This window comes from Streptomyces sp. NPDC002446 (assembly GCF_053595675.1).
Genome location: NZ_JBSFYC010000003.1, coordinates 12,809 through 27,363 on the forward strand (window position 1 = coordinate 12,809; position 14,555 = coordinate 27,363).

10 protein-coding genes are annotated in these 14,555 nt (G+C 71.2%); 3 read left to right on the plus strand and 7 right to left on the minus strand.

Annotated features, from left to right (window positions below; all coding sequences use genetic code 11):
* Positions 1 to 9: 9 nt before the first annotated feature.
* On the minus strand, positions 10 to 909 hold the full coding sequence (gene htpX / locus ACWD6P_RS03255; protein WP_451442284.1) for a zinc metalloprotease HtpX: 900 nt from the start codon (positions 907 to 909) through the stop codon (positions 10 to 12).
* A gap of 226 nt (positions 910 to 1,135) precedes the next feature.
* A complete protein-coding gene (locus tag ACWD6P_RS03260) occupies positions 1,136 to 2,035 on the minus strand; it encodes an LLM class flavin-dependent oxidoreductase (protein ID WP_451442285.1) in 900 nt (299 codons plus the stop codon).
* Between the two features lie 152 nt (positions 2,036 to 2,187).
* Here ACWD6P_RS03260 and ACWD6P_RS03265 point away from each other — a divergent pair, with 152 nt between their 5' ends.
* Positions 2,188 to 3,096: a Cof-type HAD-IIB family hydrolase gene (locus ACWD6P_RS03265; RefSeq protein WP_451442286.1), complete on the plus strand. Its 909-nt coding sequence runs from the start codon at positions 2,188 to 2,190 to the stop codon at positions 3,094 to 3,096.
* 88 nt (positions 3,097 to 3,184) lie between these two features.
* Here the strand turns inward: ACWD6P_RS03265 and ACWD6P_RS03270 are convergent, their stop codons facing one another.
* The 4 genes from ACWD6P_RS03270 to ACWD6P_RS03285 all read right to left on the minus strand — a co-directional run bounded on the left by ACWD6P_RS03270 (position 3,185) and on the right by ACWD6P_RS03285 (position 11,213).
* Entirely contained in the window at positions 3,185 to 4,864 is a 1,680-nt protein-coding gene (locus ACWD6P_RS03270) for a GAF domain-containing sensor histidine kinase (protein WP_451442424.1), read from the minus strand.
* Between the two features lie 145 nt (positions 4,865 to 5,009).
* Complete coding sequence (gene cydD / locus ACWD6P_RS03275) at positions 5,010 to 8,654, minus strand: thiol reductant ABC exporter subunit CydD (protein WP_451442287.1); 3,645 nt, start codon at positions 8,652 to 8,654, stop codon at positions 5,010 to 5,012.
* A gap of 39 nt (positions 8,655 to 8,693) precedes the next feature.
* Positions 8,694 to 9,695, minus strand: coding sequence for a cytochrome d ubiquinol oxidase subunit II (cydB, locus tag ACWD6P_RS03280; RefSeq protein ID WP_451442288.1), 1,002 nt, complete (start codon positions 9,693 to 9,695; stop codon positions 8,694 to 8,696).
* Positions 9,696 to 9,704: 9 nt separating this feature from the next.
* Positions 9,705 to 11,213, minus strand: a complete 1,509-nt coding sequence (locus ACWD6P_RS03285) for a cytochrome ubiquinol oxidase subunit I (protein WP_451442289.1) — start codon at positions 11,211 to 11,213, stop codon at positions 9,705 to 9,707.
* A 260-nt stretch (positions 11,214 to 11,473) separates the two neighbouring features.
* On the opposite strand from ACWD6P_RS03285, the gene ACWD6P_RS03290 reads away from it, so the two are divergent.
* Positions 11,474 to 11,842 carry a cyclophilin-like fold protein gene (locus tag ACWD6P_RS03290; RefSeq protein WP_451442425.1) on the plus strand — a complete coding sequence of 123 codons (369 nt, stop codon included), beginning with the start codon at positions 11,474 to 11,476 and terminating at the stop codon, positions 11,840 to 11,842.
* 46 nt (positions 11,843 to 11,888) lie between these two features.
* Here ACWD6P_RS03290 and hisC read toward each other — a convergent pair whose 3' ends face one another.
* Positions 11,889 to 12,968, minus strand: a complete 1,080-nt coding sequence (gene hisC, locus ACWD6P_RS03295) for a histidinol-phosphate transaminase (protein WP_451442290.1) — start codon at positions 12,966 to 12,968, stop codon at positions 11,889 to 11,891.
* 414 nt (positions 12,969 to 13,382) lie between these two features.
* On the opposite strand from hisC, the gene ACWD6P_RS03300 reads away from it, so the two are divergent.
* A complete protein-coding gene (locus tag ACWD6P_RS03300) occupies positions 13,383 to 14,483 on the plus strand; it encodes a LacI family DNA-binding transcriptional regulator (protein WP_451442291.1) in 1,101 nt (366 codons plus the stop codon).
* The last annotated feature ends 72 nt before the right edge of the window (positions 14,484 to 14,555 follow it).

Here is a 14,555-nt window from a genome sequence, read left to right on the forward strand (position 1 = left end):
GCCGGGCCGTCACGGCCGCCCCAGCTGGGCCGCGATCCGTCCCAGCTGGTCCAGCCGCTGTTCCAGCGTCGGGTGCGAGGACAGCAGCCGGCTGAAGCTCTCCTTGTTGAACGCCGGGGCGAAGTAGAAGGCGTTGAACGGCTGGGCCTTGCGCAGATCCTCGGTCGGGATCCGCGCCATCTGGCCGGTGACCTTCGTCAGCGCGGCGGCCAGCGCCGACGGCCGGCCGGTCAGCAGCGCGGCGGCCCGGTCGGCGGACAGCTCGCGGTAACGGGACAGCAGCCGGGTGAGCAGGAAGCTGATCGCGTAGACGACGGCGCTGACGGCGGTGACGATGACCACGGCGATCGCCGTGTTCTGGTCGCGGCTGTCACGGCCGACGCCGCTCCACAGGGCGGCTCGGGTGATGATGCCGGCCAGTACGCCGAGGAACGACGCGATGGTCATCACCGCGACATCGCGGTGCGCGACATGCGAGAGCTCGTGGGCCAGCACGCCCTCCAGCTCCTCCGGCTCCAGCCGCCGGAGCAGCCCGGTCGTGGCGCAGACCATCGAGTTCTTCTGGTTACGGCCCGTAGCGAACGCGTTCGGCACATCCGACTCGGCGATCGCCACCCGCGGTTTGGGCATGTCGGCCAGCGCACACAGCCGGTCGACGGCGCCGTGCAGTCCGGGCGCCTCCTCCGGCGTGACCTCGTGCGCCCCCATGCTGAACGCCGCGATCCGGTCGCTGAACCAGAACTGCGCGACGAACAGGCCGCCCGCGATCAGCAACACCACCACCCAGGCGCCCTTGAGCAGCACCACCAGCACGCCGACGACCACGACGTACAGCAGTCCGATGAAGAACATCGTCGTGACCATGCGCGAGGTCAGCCCGCGGTCCGGGGCGAATCGGGTCTGTGCCATGGCTCCTCCACGAAGGCCGCACTCCGCGCAGTGCGGCGACCCGCCTGCCCGCGGCCCTCGCACCGCGCGCCGCGTCCGCCACACTGCGCCGCTGTCCCGATTCTCCCTCTTCGAGGCTATTTGCGGGATAAAGCCGAGTCCAGGGGACGACCGGGCGCACCGGGCCACCAGCGGGACGGCCGACGATCGCAACCGCCCCGCCTGGTGCCTCGTGGACCGTGGCGGCCTACTCGGCGCGCAGCTGCGCCAGGCCCTCCGTGGCGATCCGCTCGAAGACCGCGGTATCGGCGTCGAAGACCGAATCGGCGATCGGCCAGTGGATGACCAGCTCGTCGATGCCCAGCTCGGCGTGCCGGCCGGCGAAGTCCACAAAGGCGTCCACGGAGTCCAGCGGACGGTCCGGGGTGAAGCCGCTCAGCATGATCTTCTGCAGCTCGCCCGTGTCCCGGCCCTGGTCGACGCAGGCCTTGTCCAGGCGTTCCAGCTGCCCGCGGACCGCCTCCAGCGAGTCGTCCGACGTGCCGCCTCCATTGGAGACCTTCGGGTCACCGGTCGTCACCCAGGCCTGGCCGTACCGGGCGGCCAGCTTGAACCCGCGCGGCCCGGTGGCCGCCACGGCGAACGGCAGCCGCGGCCGCTGCACGCAGCCGGGGATGTTGCGCACCTCGTCCGCGGAGTAGTGCGTGCCCTCGGAGGAGACGACGTCCTGGGTCAGCAGCTGGTCCAGCAGCGAGACGAACTCGGCGAAGCGGTCCGCCCGTTCCCGCGGTGACCAGGGCTCCTGGCCGAGCGCGGTGGCGTCGAAGCCGTTGCCGCCGGCGCCGATGCCCAGGGTGATCCGGCCGTCGCTGATGTCGTCGAGGGAGATCAGCTCCTTGGCGAGGGTGACCGGGTGGCGGAAGTTCGGCGAGGTCACGAGGGTGCCCAGGCGCATCCGGGAGGTCGCGGCCGCGGCTGCGGTCAGCGTCGGAAGGGCGCCGAACCAGGTCTGGTCGCGAAAGCTCCGCCAGGAGAGGTGGTCGTAGGTGTACGCGGCGTGGAAGCCCAGCTCCTCGGCGCGCTGCCACACCTCCCGCCCACCTTCGGACCAACGGCGGACGGGGAGTATCACGGTGCTCAGTCGCATACCCACGAGCGTACGGCCGCCCGGATGCTTCCCCGCGAGCCGCCTGCTTCCCCACCCCTGCCACCCCGCTCGCACTCCCCGGACCGGACCTTCCGGGCTCATCCGCGCAACCCACCGCACGCCTGTGCGCGCAGGTACGGGAAGATGGCCCCGTGACTGATGCCCCCGCCACGCCACCCCGGGCGCCCCAACCGGCCGTTGCGCCCCGGCTGATCGCCACCGACCTCGACGGCACGCTGCTGCACGACGACAAGACGGTCTCCGACCGGACGATCGCCGCACTCGCCGCCGCGGAGCGGGCCGGCATCGAGGTGTTCTTCGTCACCGGGCGCCCGGCCCGCTGGATGGGCGTGGTCAGCGACCATGTGCACGGTCACGGCCTGGCGATCTGCGCAAACGGCGCGGCCGTCGTCGATCTGCACCGAGGCGGCCGCATCGTCGAGGTGAGCCCCCTGGAATGCGCGGCCGCGCTCCAGGTCGTGGACGCGCTGCGCAGCGCCGCGCCCGGCACCTCGTTCGCGGTCGAGCGCACCAGCGGCATCCACTACGAGCCGCAGTATCCGCCCCTCCTCCTGGACCCCACCGCGTTCGTCGCGCCGGCGGAGAAGCTGCTGGCCGAGGACTTCGTGGCACCGCTGACCCCCACCGACGGTGCGAATCCCGACTTCCCCGACCAGCCCGTCATCAAGCTGCTCGCGCACCACCCCGACCTGGAGCCCGACGCCTTCCTCGCACTGGCCCGTACGGCCGCGGGCGGCCTCGCGTCGTTCACCCGGTCCAGCCCCACCGCCCTGCTGGAGATCAGCGGCTCCGGCGTCAGCAAGGCCGGCACCCTCGCCCACTGCTGCGCGGAGCGCGGCATCAGGCCGGAGGAGGTCGTCGCGTTCGGGGACATGCCGAACGACATAGAGATGCTGACCTGGGCCGGCACCTCGTACGCCATGGCCAACGCCCACCCGGAGGTGCTGGCGTCCACCACGCACCGCACGGCCTCCAACAACGACGACGGCGTCGCGGTGGTCATCGAGGAGATCCTTCAGGCACACGGCCGACGGCTCTGACGGGGCACGGGCCGATCGGTTTCACGTGAAACATCGCTCGTGTGAAACATCGCCGGCCTGAAGCATCCGCCTCGGCAGGGCTCGCCCCTCACAGCGGCGCCTCCCACGTCACCATCGTCCCCGTCCCGTCCTCGCCGAGGCCGGGCCCGTACGTGCTGGAGCCGCCCAGCGACTCGGCGCGCTTGGCGAGATTCTTCAGGCCGCTGCGGCGGCCGCCGTCCGGAATGCCGATGCCGTCGTCGGCGACGGTCAGACGGACACCGTCGCTACCGTCCGGCAGGCTGATCGTCGCGTCGACGACGACCTCGATCCGGGCGGCCTGGGCGTGCCGGAAGGCGTTCGACAACGCCTCCCGCAGCGCGGCGATCAGGTTCTTGCCGGTCAGCTCGCCGACCCGGGAGTCGACCGGACCGACGAAGCTGGCCGACGGCTGGAAGCCGAGCGGTACGGCGGCGGTGCCGATCTCCCGCAGCACCCGGGTCCGCAGCCCCGACGGCGCCTCGGCCGGGCCCTGCTGGAGGGCGAAGATCGCGGTCCTGATCTCCTGGATGGTGACGTCCAGCTCGTCGACGGCCTTGCCGACGCCCTGCGCCACCTCGGGGACGACGGTTCTGCGCTGTGCGCTCTCCAGCATCATCCCCGTCGCGAACAGCCGCTGGATGACGAGATCGTGCAGATCACGGGCGATCCGGTCGCGGTCCTCATAGACCGCGAGGCGCTCGCGGTCGCGCTGGGCGTCGGCCAGCACCAGCGCCAGCGCGGCCTGCGCGGCGAACTGGGTGGCCAGTGTCCGCTCGGCGCCGGTGAACGGGCGGGCGCCCCGGGACCGCGGCGTGGCCAGCGTGCCGAGCACCCGCCCGCCGCTCTTGAGCGGCAGCATCATGCTCGGCCCGAAGCGCGGCGCGATCGCCGTCACCATGCGCGGGTCGGTGGCCGAGTCGTCCACGAACACCGGTTCTCCGGCGAGGAGTTGTTCGGCCACGGGGCTGTCGGGCGGAATCTGGGTGCCCATGATCCCGGTGGGGTCGTCCGCCGACACCGCGACGATCTCCAGACCGCCCTCGTCGTCGGGCAGCAGCACGATGCCGGCCGCCGAGTCCGCCAGCTTCCGGGCCTGCTCGGCGACGACCGCGAGTGCATCGTCGACATCGCTGCCGGCGAGGAGTTCGGTGGTCACCGCCACCGAACCGTCGATCCACCGCTCGCGCTGCCGGGTCGCCGCATGCACCCGGGCGTTGCCGATCGCGATACCGGCCTCGGTGGCCAGTACCCGCACCATGTGCAGGTCTTCCTCGCTGAACTCCCCGCCACCGCGCTTCTCGGTCAGATAGAGATTGCCGAAGATCTCGCCCTGGACGCGGATCGGCACCCCCAGGAACGTCCGCATCGGCGGATGTCCCGGCGGGAAACCGGCCGAGCGGGGGTCCTGGGTGAGGTCGGCGAGCCGCAGCGGTTGGGGGTCGTGGATGAGCGCCCCGAGCAGCCCCTTGTGTCCGTCGGGCAGCGCACCGATCCGCGCGTGCTCCTGCGCGGTCACGCCGTACGTCACAAAGTCCGACAGCCCCTCGCGGGCGTCGTCGATGATCCCGATGGCGGCATAGCGGGCGTCGGCGAGCTCGGCGGCGGTCTCCACGATCCGGTCGAGGGTGATGTGCAGATCGAGGCCCGCGCCGACCGTACGCATCGCCTCCAGCAGCTGCGGCACCCGGGCGGTCAGCTCGGAGGACAGGCCTTGGAGGCTGCGGGTGGCCTCGGTGGCGGCGTCCATGGGGTCGGGGGCCCGGCCCGTGTCACCGCCGGCGGCGTCCACGGGACCGGGAGCCGGACCCGCGTTGCCGCCCCCGGTGCCCATGGGCTCCGAGGGTGCGGGTCCTGCCGTGGCTGCCATGCCCAAGAGCCTAATAAGGGGGCAATTACGGAGCCATTTCTGCGGACAGCGCGGCCATCGGCAGGGCCGCGTCCACCGCCCGCTCGCGCTCCAGCATCCGCCGGAACGGGCCGTCGGCCGCCGCCAGCTCCGCATAGCCGCCACGCTGCACGGCCCGCCCGCGGTCCAGCACCAGCACCTCGTCGACCGCGTCGAGCCCGGTGAGCCGGTGGGTGATCAGCACCGTCGTACGGCCCTCGGTCGCGGCCAGCAGATCGGCGGTCAGCGCATCGGCGGTGGCCAGATCGAGGTGCTCGGCGGGCTCGTCCAGGACGAGCACCGGGAAGTCCGCGAGCAGGGCTCGGGCCAGGGCCAGCCGCTGCCGCTGGCCACCGGACAGCCGGGCGCCGTGCTCCCCGACCATGGTGTCCAGGCCGTCGGGCAGCCCCCGTACCCACTCGGCGAGCCGGGCCCGGCCGAGCGCGTCCCACAGGTCCTGGTCGTCGTCCGGGCCCGCGTGCCGGTCCCGGCGGGCGAGTTTCAGGTTCTCCCGCAGCGAGCTGTCGAAGAGGTGCGCGTCCTGCGCGCACAGCCCCACCAGCCGCCGCACCGCGTCACCGTCCACCGCCTCGGCGTCCGTCCCGCCCAGCGTGTACGTCCCCGACTCCTGGTCCAGGAACCGCAGCAGCACCTGCGCCAGCGTGGTCTTTCCGGAACCGGAGGGGCCGACGACGGCGAGCCGGCGACCGGCCGTCAGCGTGAGGCCGACACCGTCCAGCGCCGGCCGCACCTGACCGCTGTGGCGTGCGGTCAGATCCCGTACGACCAGCGGGAACGGCACCTCGGGAGCAGCCACGGGGACGGCCGGTTCCTGCACCGGCGCGTCGGCGTCCAGCACCTCGAAGACCCGCTCGGCGGCGTGCCGGGTGCGCTGCCGGTACTGGACCGCCAGCGGCAGCCCGGTCACCGCCTCGAATGCGGCGAGCGGGGTGAGGACGACGACCGCCAGCGCCACCCCGTCCAGCCGGCCCGCGTGCACCGCCTGCACGCCGACCACCGCGGCGGCGGCGACCGTCAGCCCGCACAGCAGCGCCGAGAGCCCGGCGCCGGTCCCGGCCACGGCGGCCGAGCGGGAGGCGATCCGGGTCAGCTCGCGGTCCGCGCGCCGCACCGCCTGGGTACGGGCCGTGAGGGCACCGGCCACCGTCAACTCGGCGGTACCGGTGAGCACATCGACGACCCGGGCGGCGAGCCGGCCGCGGGCCGGCGCCAGCTGACGCTCCGCCCGCCGGGCCAGCGCGCCCGACAGCAGCGGCACCCCCGCACCGGCGAGCAGCAGCCCGACGGCGAGGATCGCCCCGGCCTCCGGCAGCAGCCAGCCGGTGAAGCCGACGGCGCCCGCGCCGACCAGCAGCGCCGCCCCGACGGGCAGCAGCCACCGCAGGAAGTAGTCCTGCACTGCATCGACATCGGCCACGAGCCGCGACAGCAGATCGCCCCGGCTGCGCTCCTTGAGCCCGGCCGGCGCCAGCCGTTCGAGCCGCCGGAAGACGGCGACGCGTACGTCGGCGAGCATCCGGAAGACCGCGTCATGGGCGACCAGCCGCTCGGCGTACCGGAAGACCGCCCGCCCGATGCCGAACGCCCTGGTCGCGGTCACCGCCACCATCAGATACAGCACCGGCGGCTGCTGCGCCGCGCGCGAGATCAGCCACCCGGAGGTCGCCATCAGGCCCACCGCGCTGCCCAGCGCGAGGCTCCCGAGCAGCAGCGCCAGCGCGAACCGCGCACGGCGGGCACCGGCCATGCGGCGCAGACGGGTGAGCGCGCTACCGCCGACGGCGGCGGAGGGGGAGGCGGAGGGGGAGGGGGACGCCTGGTCGCCGGCCTCGCCGCCCGGTTCCCCGGTTGTCGCGGTGCCGGCCGGGTTCGCGGCACCGGCGCTCCCGCCCGCGCCGGCGGCGGTGGCGGCGGCCTGGCCGACGGCCGCCGCCGCGCCCGGCATCCGTCCCTGCTCCGCACCGGTTGCCGGATCCGGCAGCCGCACCACCCGGTCCGCGACCGCCAGCAGCGCCGGCCGGTGGACGACGAGCAGCACCGTACGGCCGACCGCGAGCCGCCGGACCGCGGCGACGATCGCCTCCTCGGTCTCACCGTCGAGATTCGCGGTGGGCTCGTCCAGAAGCAGGATCGGGCGGTCGGCGAGGAAGGCCCGGGCGAGCCCGAGACGCTGGCGCTGACCTGCGGAGAGTCCGGCTCCGGATTCACCGAGCCGGGTCGCCGTACCGTCGGGCAGCGCGTCGACGAAGTCCAGCGCGCCGGCGTCGGCCAGTGCGGTGCGCAGCGCGGCGTCGTCCGCGTCCGGCCGCGCCAGCCGTACGTTCTCGGCGATGGAGCCGGCGAACAGATGCGGCTGCTGCGGCACCCAGGCGATCCGCTGCCGCCAGCTGTCGGGGGAGAGAGACGCGATGTCCTGGCCGTCGACGAGGGCCCGGCCTCCGGACGGCTCGGTGAAACCGAGCAGCACGCTCAGCAGCGTCGACTTGCCGGAGCCGGAGGGGCCGACCAGCGCGACGGTCTCGCCCGGCCGGACCTCGAACGAGGTCGCGGGGAGCGAATCGGCGGCCCGCCTGGGGTGGCGGACCACCAGATTCTCCACGGCCAGGGCGGTGCCCCGGGGCGCGGGCGCGGTGCCGGGCACCGGCAGCGGCGTCTCCAGCACCGCGAAGATCTCCTCGGCGGCCGCGAGCCCCTCGGCCGCGGCGTGGTACTGCGCGCCCACCTGCCGCAGCGGCAGATACGCCTCGGGCGCCAGCACCAGCACCATCAGCCCGGTGTAGAGATCGAGCTCACCGTGCACCAGCCGCATCCCGATGCCGACCGCGACCAGTGCGACCGAGATGGTGGCGAGGAGCTCCAGCGCGAAGGAGGAGAGAAAGGCGATCCGCAGGGTACGCAGGGTCGCGCGGCGGTACTCGCCGGTGATGGTGCGGATGGCGGCGGCCTGGGCCTTGGCCCGGCCGAAGACCTTGAGGGTGGGCAGGCCCTCGACGACATCGAGGAAGTGCCCGGAGAGCCGGGCGAGCAGTCGCCACTGGCGGTCCATCCGCGACTGGGTCGCCCAGCCGATCAAGATCATGAACAGCGGGATCAACGGGAGGGTGAGGACGATCGTCAGCGCCGAGACCCAGTCGCCGGTGACGATCCGGGCGAGCACCGCGAGGGGGACGACGACCGCCAGCCCCAGCTGCGGCAGATAGCGGGAGAAGTAGTCGTCCAGGGCGTCGATACCGCGGGTGGCGAGGGTGGTGAGCTCGCCGGTGCGCCTCTCCGGGCTGCCGTCGTCGGCCGCGGTGCCGGCGCCCGGCCCCAGCCGTGCCGCCCGCTCGACCAGCCGCATCCGCAGCTCGGACTTCACCGCCGCGCTGGCCCGGTGCGCGGCCAGCTCGGTGAGCCAGGAGACCAGGCCGCGCCCGACGGAGACCGCGGCGAGCAGCACCAGCGGTGTGGTCAGACCGCCGAGATCGAGATCGCGCTGGAAGGCCCCGACCACAATCTCGGCGATCAGCATCGCCTGACCGACGACCAGGCCCGCTCCGGCAAGCCCCAGCAGCACCACCGCGATGAGGAAGCCGCGGGTGGCACGGGCGTAGCGGAGCAGACGCGGGTCGACGGGTTTCACGTGAAACATTCCATCCTGCTGTGGCCGCCCCGAGGGGCGGCGGCTCAGCTAGTGGGATTCAGCGATGTGCTGGGTGCCGATGCGCTTGCGGAACACCCAGTACGTCCACCCCTGGTAGAGCATCACGAGGGGCGCGGCGATCGCGGCGCACCAGGTCATGATCTTCAGGGTGTAGGCGCTGGACGAGGCATTGCTGACCGTGAGGCTCCAGCTCTCGTTCAGCGTGGACGGCATGACGTTCGGGAAGAGCGTCAGGAACAGCATCGCGACCGCCGCCGCGATGGTGATGCCGGAGAAGGCGAACGCCCAGCCCTCGCGCCCGAGCTTGTTGGCCCCGAGCGCCGCGGCCAGCGCGACGACCGCGACGATCATCGCGATCAGACTGGTGGAATCGCCCTTGTCGGCCTGGGTCCAGCCGAGGAAGCCGACCACGAGTACGGCAGTGACCAGCCCGAGGACGCCCGCCGTCTTGCGCGCCCGCTCCCGGATGTCACCGACCGTCTTGAGCGAGGCGAACACCGCGCCGTGGAAGGTGAACAGCGTCAGCGTGACCAGGCCGCCGAGCACCGCGTACGGGTTGACCAGGTCGAGAAGGCTTCCGACGTACTCCTTGTGCGCGTCGATCTGCAGGCCGCGCACGATGTTGCCGAACGCGACCCCCCACAGCACCGCGGGGATCAGCGAGGTCCAGAAGATCGCCTGCTCCCAGTTGCGCTGCCAGCGCTCCTCGCTCCGCTTGGCGCGGTACTCGAAGGCGACCCCGCGCACGATCAGGCAGACGAGGATGACCAGCAGCGGCAGATAGAAGCCGGAGAACAGGGTGGCGTACCACTCGGGGAAGGCGGCGAAGGTCGCGCCGCCCGCACTGAGCAGCCAGACCTCGTTGCCGTCCCAGACCGGCCCGATGGTGTTGATCAGTACACGCTTCTCGCGCCGGTCGCGGGCGAGGAGCTTGGTGAGGACGCCTATCCCGAAGTCGAACCCTTCGAGGAAGAAGTACCCGGTCCACAGGAAGGCGATAAGGACGAACCAGACGTCGTGGAGTTGCACAGTCGCCTCCTAGTACGAGAAGGCCATCGGCCGGTCGGCGTCCGTGCTGTCGCCGCCGATCTTGGTGGGCGGGTTGAGGTCGGAGTCGCTGAGCTCCGGAGGGCCAGCCTTGACGTACTTCACCAGCAGCTTGACCTCGATCACGGCGAGGATCGCGTAGAGCGTGGTGAAGACGATCATGGACGTGAGCACCTCGCCCTGCGAGACGCTTGGCGAGACCGCGTCCGAGGTGCGCAGCACGCCGTAGACGACCCAGGGCTGACGGCCCATCTCGGTGAAGATCCAGCCCCACGAGTTCGCGAGGAGCGGGAAGCCGAGGGTGACGAAGGCGAGCGACCAGTACGCCTTGGTCAGCCGGGCACCGAGCACCTTGTTCTTGGTGAGCGCGAGGTGCGGTGGCTCCTCGTCCCCCGTACGCAGTCCCGGAGCCAGCCAGAACTTCTTGCGGGTCAGCCAGAGCCCGGCGAGCCCGATGGCGAACGACGACATTCCGAAGCCGATCATCCAGCGGAAGCCCCAGTAGGCGACCGGGATGTTGGGCCGGTAGTCGCCGGGCCCGAACTTCTCCTGCTCGGCCCTGTTGACGTCGTTGATGCCCGGGACCGGCGAGGTGAAGTCGTTGTGCGCGAGGAAGGAGAGCAGGCCGGGCACCTCGATCGCGACCTTGTTGTGGCCCTCGTCGACATCGCCGTAGGCGAAGACCGAGAACGGCGCCGGCTTCTCCGTTTCCCACAGCGCCTCGGCGGCGGCCATCTTCATGGGCTGCTGCCGGAACATCACCTTGCCGAGCTCGTCACCGCTCACCGCGGTGAGGATGCCGGCGATGACCAGGGTGATCAGCCCGAGCCGCAGCGAGGTCCGCATGACCTTGATGTGCTTCTTGCGCATCAGGTGGAACGCGGAGATACCGACCATGAACGCGGCGCCGGTCAGGAAGGCCGCGGTCAGCGTGTGGAAGACCACCACCAGGGTGGTGTCCTGGGTCAGCACCTTCCAGAAGTCGGTCAGCTCGGCGCGTCCGTTGGCGGCGTTGTACTTGTAGCCCACCGGGTGCTGCATCCAGGAGTTCGCCGCCAGGATGAAGTACGCGGAGAGGATCGTGCCGATCGAGACCATCCACATGCAGAAGCAGTGGATCTTCTTGGGCAGCTTGTCCCAGCCGAAGATCCACAGTCCGATGAAGGTGGACTCGAAGAAGAACGCTATGAGCGCCTCGAATGCCAGCGGGGCACCGAAGACATCGCCGACGAACCGCGAGTAGTCGGACCAGTTCATGCCGAACTGGAACTCCTGGACGATGCCGGTGACGACACCCATCGCGATATTGATCAGGAACAGCTTGCCCCAGAACTTGGTGGCCCTGAGGTACTTCTCCTTACCCGTGCGCACCCATGCGGTCTCAAGTCCGGCCACCAGAGCAGCGAGGGAGATCGTCAGGGGGACGAAGAGGTAGTGGTAGACGGTCGTGATGCCGAATTGCCATCGCGCCAGTGTCTCTGGCGCCAACGCCAGTTCCACGCCTTGCTCTCCTTACGTCGCCATTACCCGTAGGGCAATGTCCCTTTTGCGTCACATAAAGCGGTACATACCGGGACGGGCTTGTGAACGCGTTCACATTCACAAGCAATTATCTCCTACGGCTCTGCGGCCTTAACTTCGGGGGTACGTGACCGCCGTCACGCTGCAATCCATGGCGTACGAACGCTTCCACGGGGCACGCCGAACACGCCCACGCGACCCCTTCCCCCGAGCTTCAACATATTGTTGAATTCGTGGCCATGAAGGTCCTCATCACATGGCCCGCAGGGCAATTGACCGCGACTCTCGATGACACCCCGACCGCCGCGGCGCTCATCGCCGCACTGCCGGTCGATTCCACCGCCCACACCTGGGGCGAGGAGGTCTACTTCGACACCGGGCTCACGCCCGCGCTGGAGGCCGGCGCCCGCCAGGTCGTCGAGCCCGGCACGGTCGCCTTCTGGCCCCCGGGCAACGCACTCGCGCTGCCCTACGGCCCCACACCGATATCCGAGGGCGACAAGCCGCGCCTCGCCTCCCCCTGCAATGTGCTGGGCCGCATCGACGGCGCCCCCCGCACCCTGGCCACCGTCCGCAGCGGCGACCCCATCCGCGTACAGAAGGCCTGAGGCCGCGGGTCGGGACCCGCGGCCGCCAGCAAGGCCTTACCGGGACTTACAGCGCCTTGCGAAACTCCTCCGCGGCCTGCAGGAACAGATCCATCGCCGGCGTCTCGCCGATCGTGACCCGTACGCCCTCGCCGGGGAACGGCCGCACGACCACCCCGGCCCGCTCACAGGCCGCCGCGAAGTCGGTCGTCCGGTCCCCCAGCCGCAGCCAGACGAAGTTGGCCTGCGTCTCGGGGACCGTCCAGCCCTGTCCGAGCAGACCGTCGACCACCCGCGCCCGCTCGGCCACCAGCGCGTCGACCCGCTCCATCAGCGCCGACTCACTGCGCAGCGACGCCACCGCCGCCTCCTGCGCGAGCTGGCTCACCCCGAAAGGCACCGCCGTCTTGCGCAGCGCGGCGGCCACCTGCGGGTGTGCCACCGCAAAGCCGATCCGCAGCCCCGCCAGGCCGTACGCCTTGGAGAAGGTGCGCAGCACACAGACATTGGGGCGGTCGCGGTAGAGGTCGATACCGTCCGGCACCTCGGCATCGCGGATGAACTCGCGGTAGGCCTCGTCCAGCACCACCAGCACATCGCCCGGCACCCGGTCCAGGAAGGACTCCAGCTCCGCACGGCGCACGACCGTGCCGGTGGGGTTGTTGGGGTTGCAGACGAAAATCAGCCGGGTCCGGTCGGTGATCGCCGCAAGCATCGCGTCCAGGTCGTGCACCTCGCCGGAGGTCAGCGGGACCTGTACCGGGGTCGCGCCGGAGACCTGGGTGATGATCGGGTACGCCTCGAACGACCGCCAGGCGTAGATCACCTCATCACCGGGCCCGGCCGTCGACTGCACCAGCTGCTGGGCCACGCCCACCGATCCGGTCCCGGTCGCCAGATGATCCACCGGCACCGAGAACCGCTCGGCCAGCTCCGCCATCAGGCCGGTGCAGGCCATGTCCGGGTAACGGTTGAAGGAACCGGCCGCGGTCACCGCGCGCTCCAGGACACCGGGCAGCGGCGGATAGGGGTTCTCATTGGAGGACAGCTTGTAGGTGACGGGGCCATCCGTCGCCGCCGGCCGGCCCGGCTTGTAGGTGGGGATACCGTCCAGCGCAGCACGCAGCTTCGGGGTCTTCTCGCTCACCGCAGGTCCTCCTCGACCGTCCCGCTCCTCTTCAATACTGCACACCTTATGAGGATTGGCCCGTTCGGCGGCAGACCCGGACGATGGCCGGATCGCCGCCCGCACCACACCTGCCCCCGCCGAGCCACGCGTACCACCCCGCGCGAAGCCTCCAGAGAGCGCTCCCCGCGCCACTGCGCGCCGGTGGCTTGCGCCGTGGCGCGCGTCCCTCGTCAAGGTGACTTGAGACCTCTTCGAGACCTGAACCGATCGACAGGCAGGGACGTAAGATCTCCCTCCGAATGGTCAATTGCCGGATCAACTACCTTGTTTTTCAAGGTAGTTGACGGTGCATCACCATGCAGAAACGTGCCTTTCCGCGGCCCGCGGTCCCGCCCCGCGAATGGCCCTGTCGAGCCCTACTATCGGCTCGCCATGACAGCAGCAGGGAAGCACCAGGTGAGCCGGTCGACCGGTCGCCGGCTGGGGCGGGCGGGCATCCGGGACGTGGCCGCCGCAGCCGGGGTGTCGATCACGACCGTCTCCGACGCGCTCAACGGCAAGGGCCGGCTTCCGGATGCCACCCGTAGCCACGTCCGCGAGGTGGCCGACCGGCTGGGCTACCGCCCGTCCGCAGCCGCCCGCACGCTCCGTACCGGCAAGTCAGGACTCCTCGGCCTGACCGTGACCACGTACGGGGATGAACCTTTCACCTTCACCGAATTCGCGTACTTCGCGGAGATGGCCAGAGCCGCCACCTCCGCGGCCCTGGCCCGCGGCTATGCGCTGGTCATCCTCCCCGCGACCTCCCGCCACGACGTGTGGTCCAACGTCGCCCTCGACGGCACCGTCGTCATCGACCCTGCCGACGGGGACCCCGTCGTCACCGAGCTCGTCCGGCACGGCATCCCCGTCGTCTCCGACGGCCGACCCGGCGGCACCCTGCCGGTCACCGGCTGGGTCGACAACGATCACGAAGCCGCCGTCCTCGGCCTGCTCGACCACCTCGCCGACGCCGGCGCCCGCCGCATCGGCCTGCTCACGGGCACCACCACCGACACCTACACCCGGCTGTCGACGACCGCCTATCTGCGCTGGTGCGAGCGGGTCGGCCAGGACCCGGTCTACGAGTCCTACCCGGCGCACGACCCGTGCGCGGGCGCCGTCGCCGCCGACCGCCTGCTGGCCCGCCCGGACCGGCCGGACGCCGTCTACGGGCTCTTCGACCCCAACGGCACCGACCTGCTCGCCGCCGCCCGGCGCTACGGCCTGCGGGTACCGGAGGACCTGCTGCTGGTCTGCTGCAGCGAGTCCACCGTCTACGCCACGACCGAACCGCCCATCACCACGCTGTCCCTCAAGCCGCGCCGCATCGGCACCGCCGTCGTCCAGATCCTCATCGACGCCATCGAAGGACTCGACAACGGACGGCCCATCGAACAGGTGATACCGACCGACCTGATCGTGCGGACCTCGTCCCAGCGGCGGTCGCCCAGAACGACCGTCAGCCCGCCGCGGGGACCGACCGGCGAGTAAGTGTGCCGCCATGTACGGACATGGGGATCTCCCGTGCCCATGGGGGTCCCCCGCTCGAGCGAAGCCGGGAGT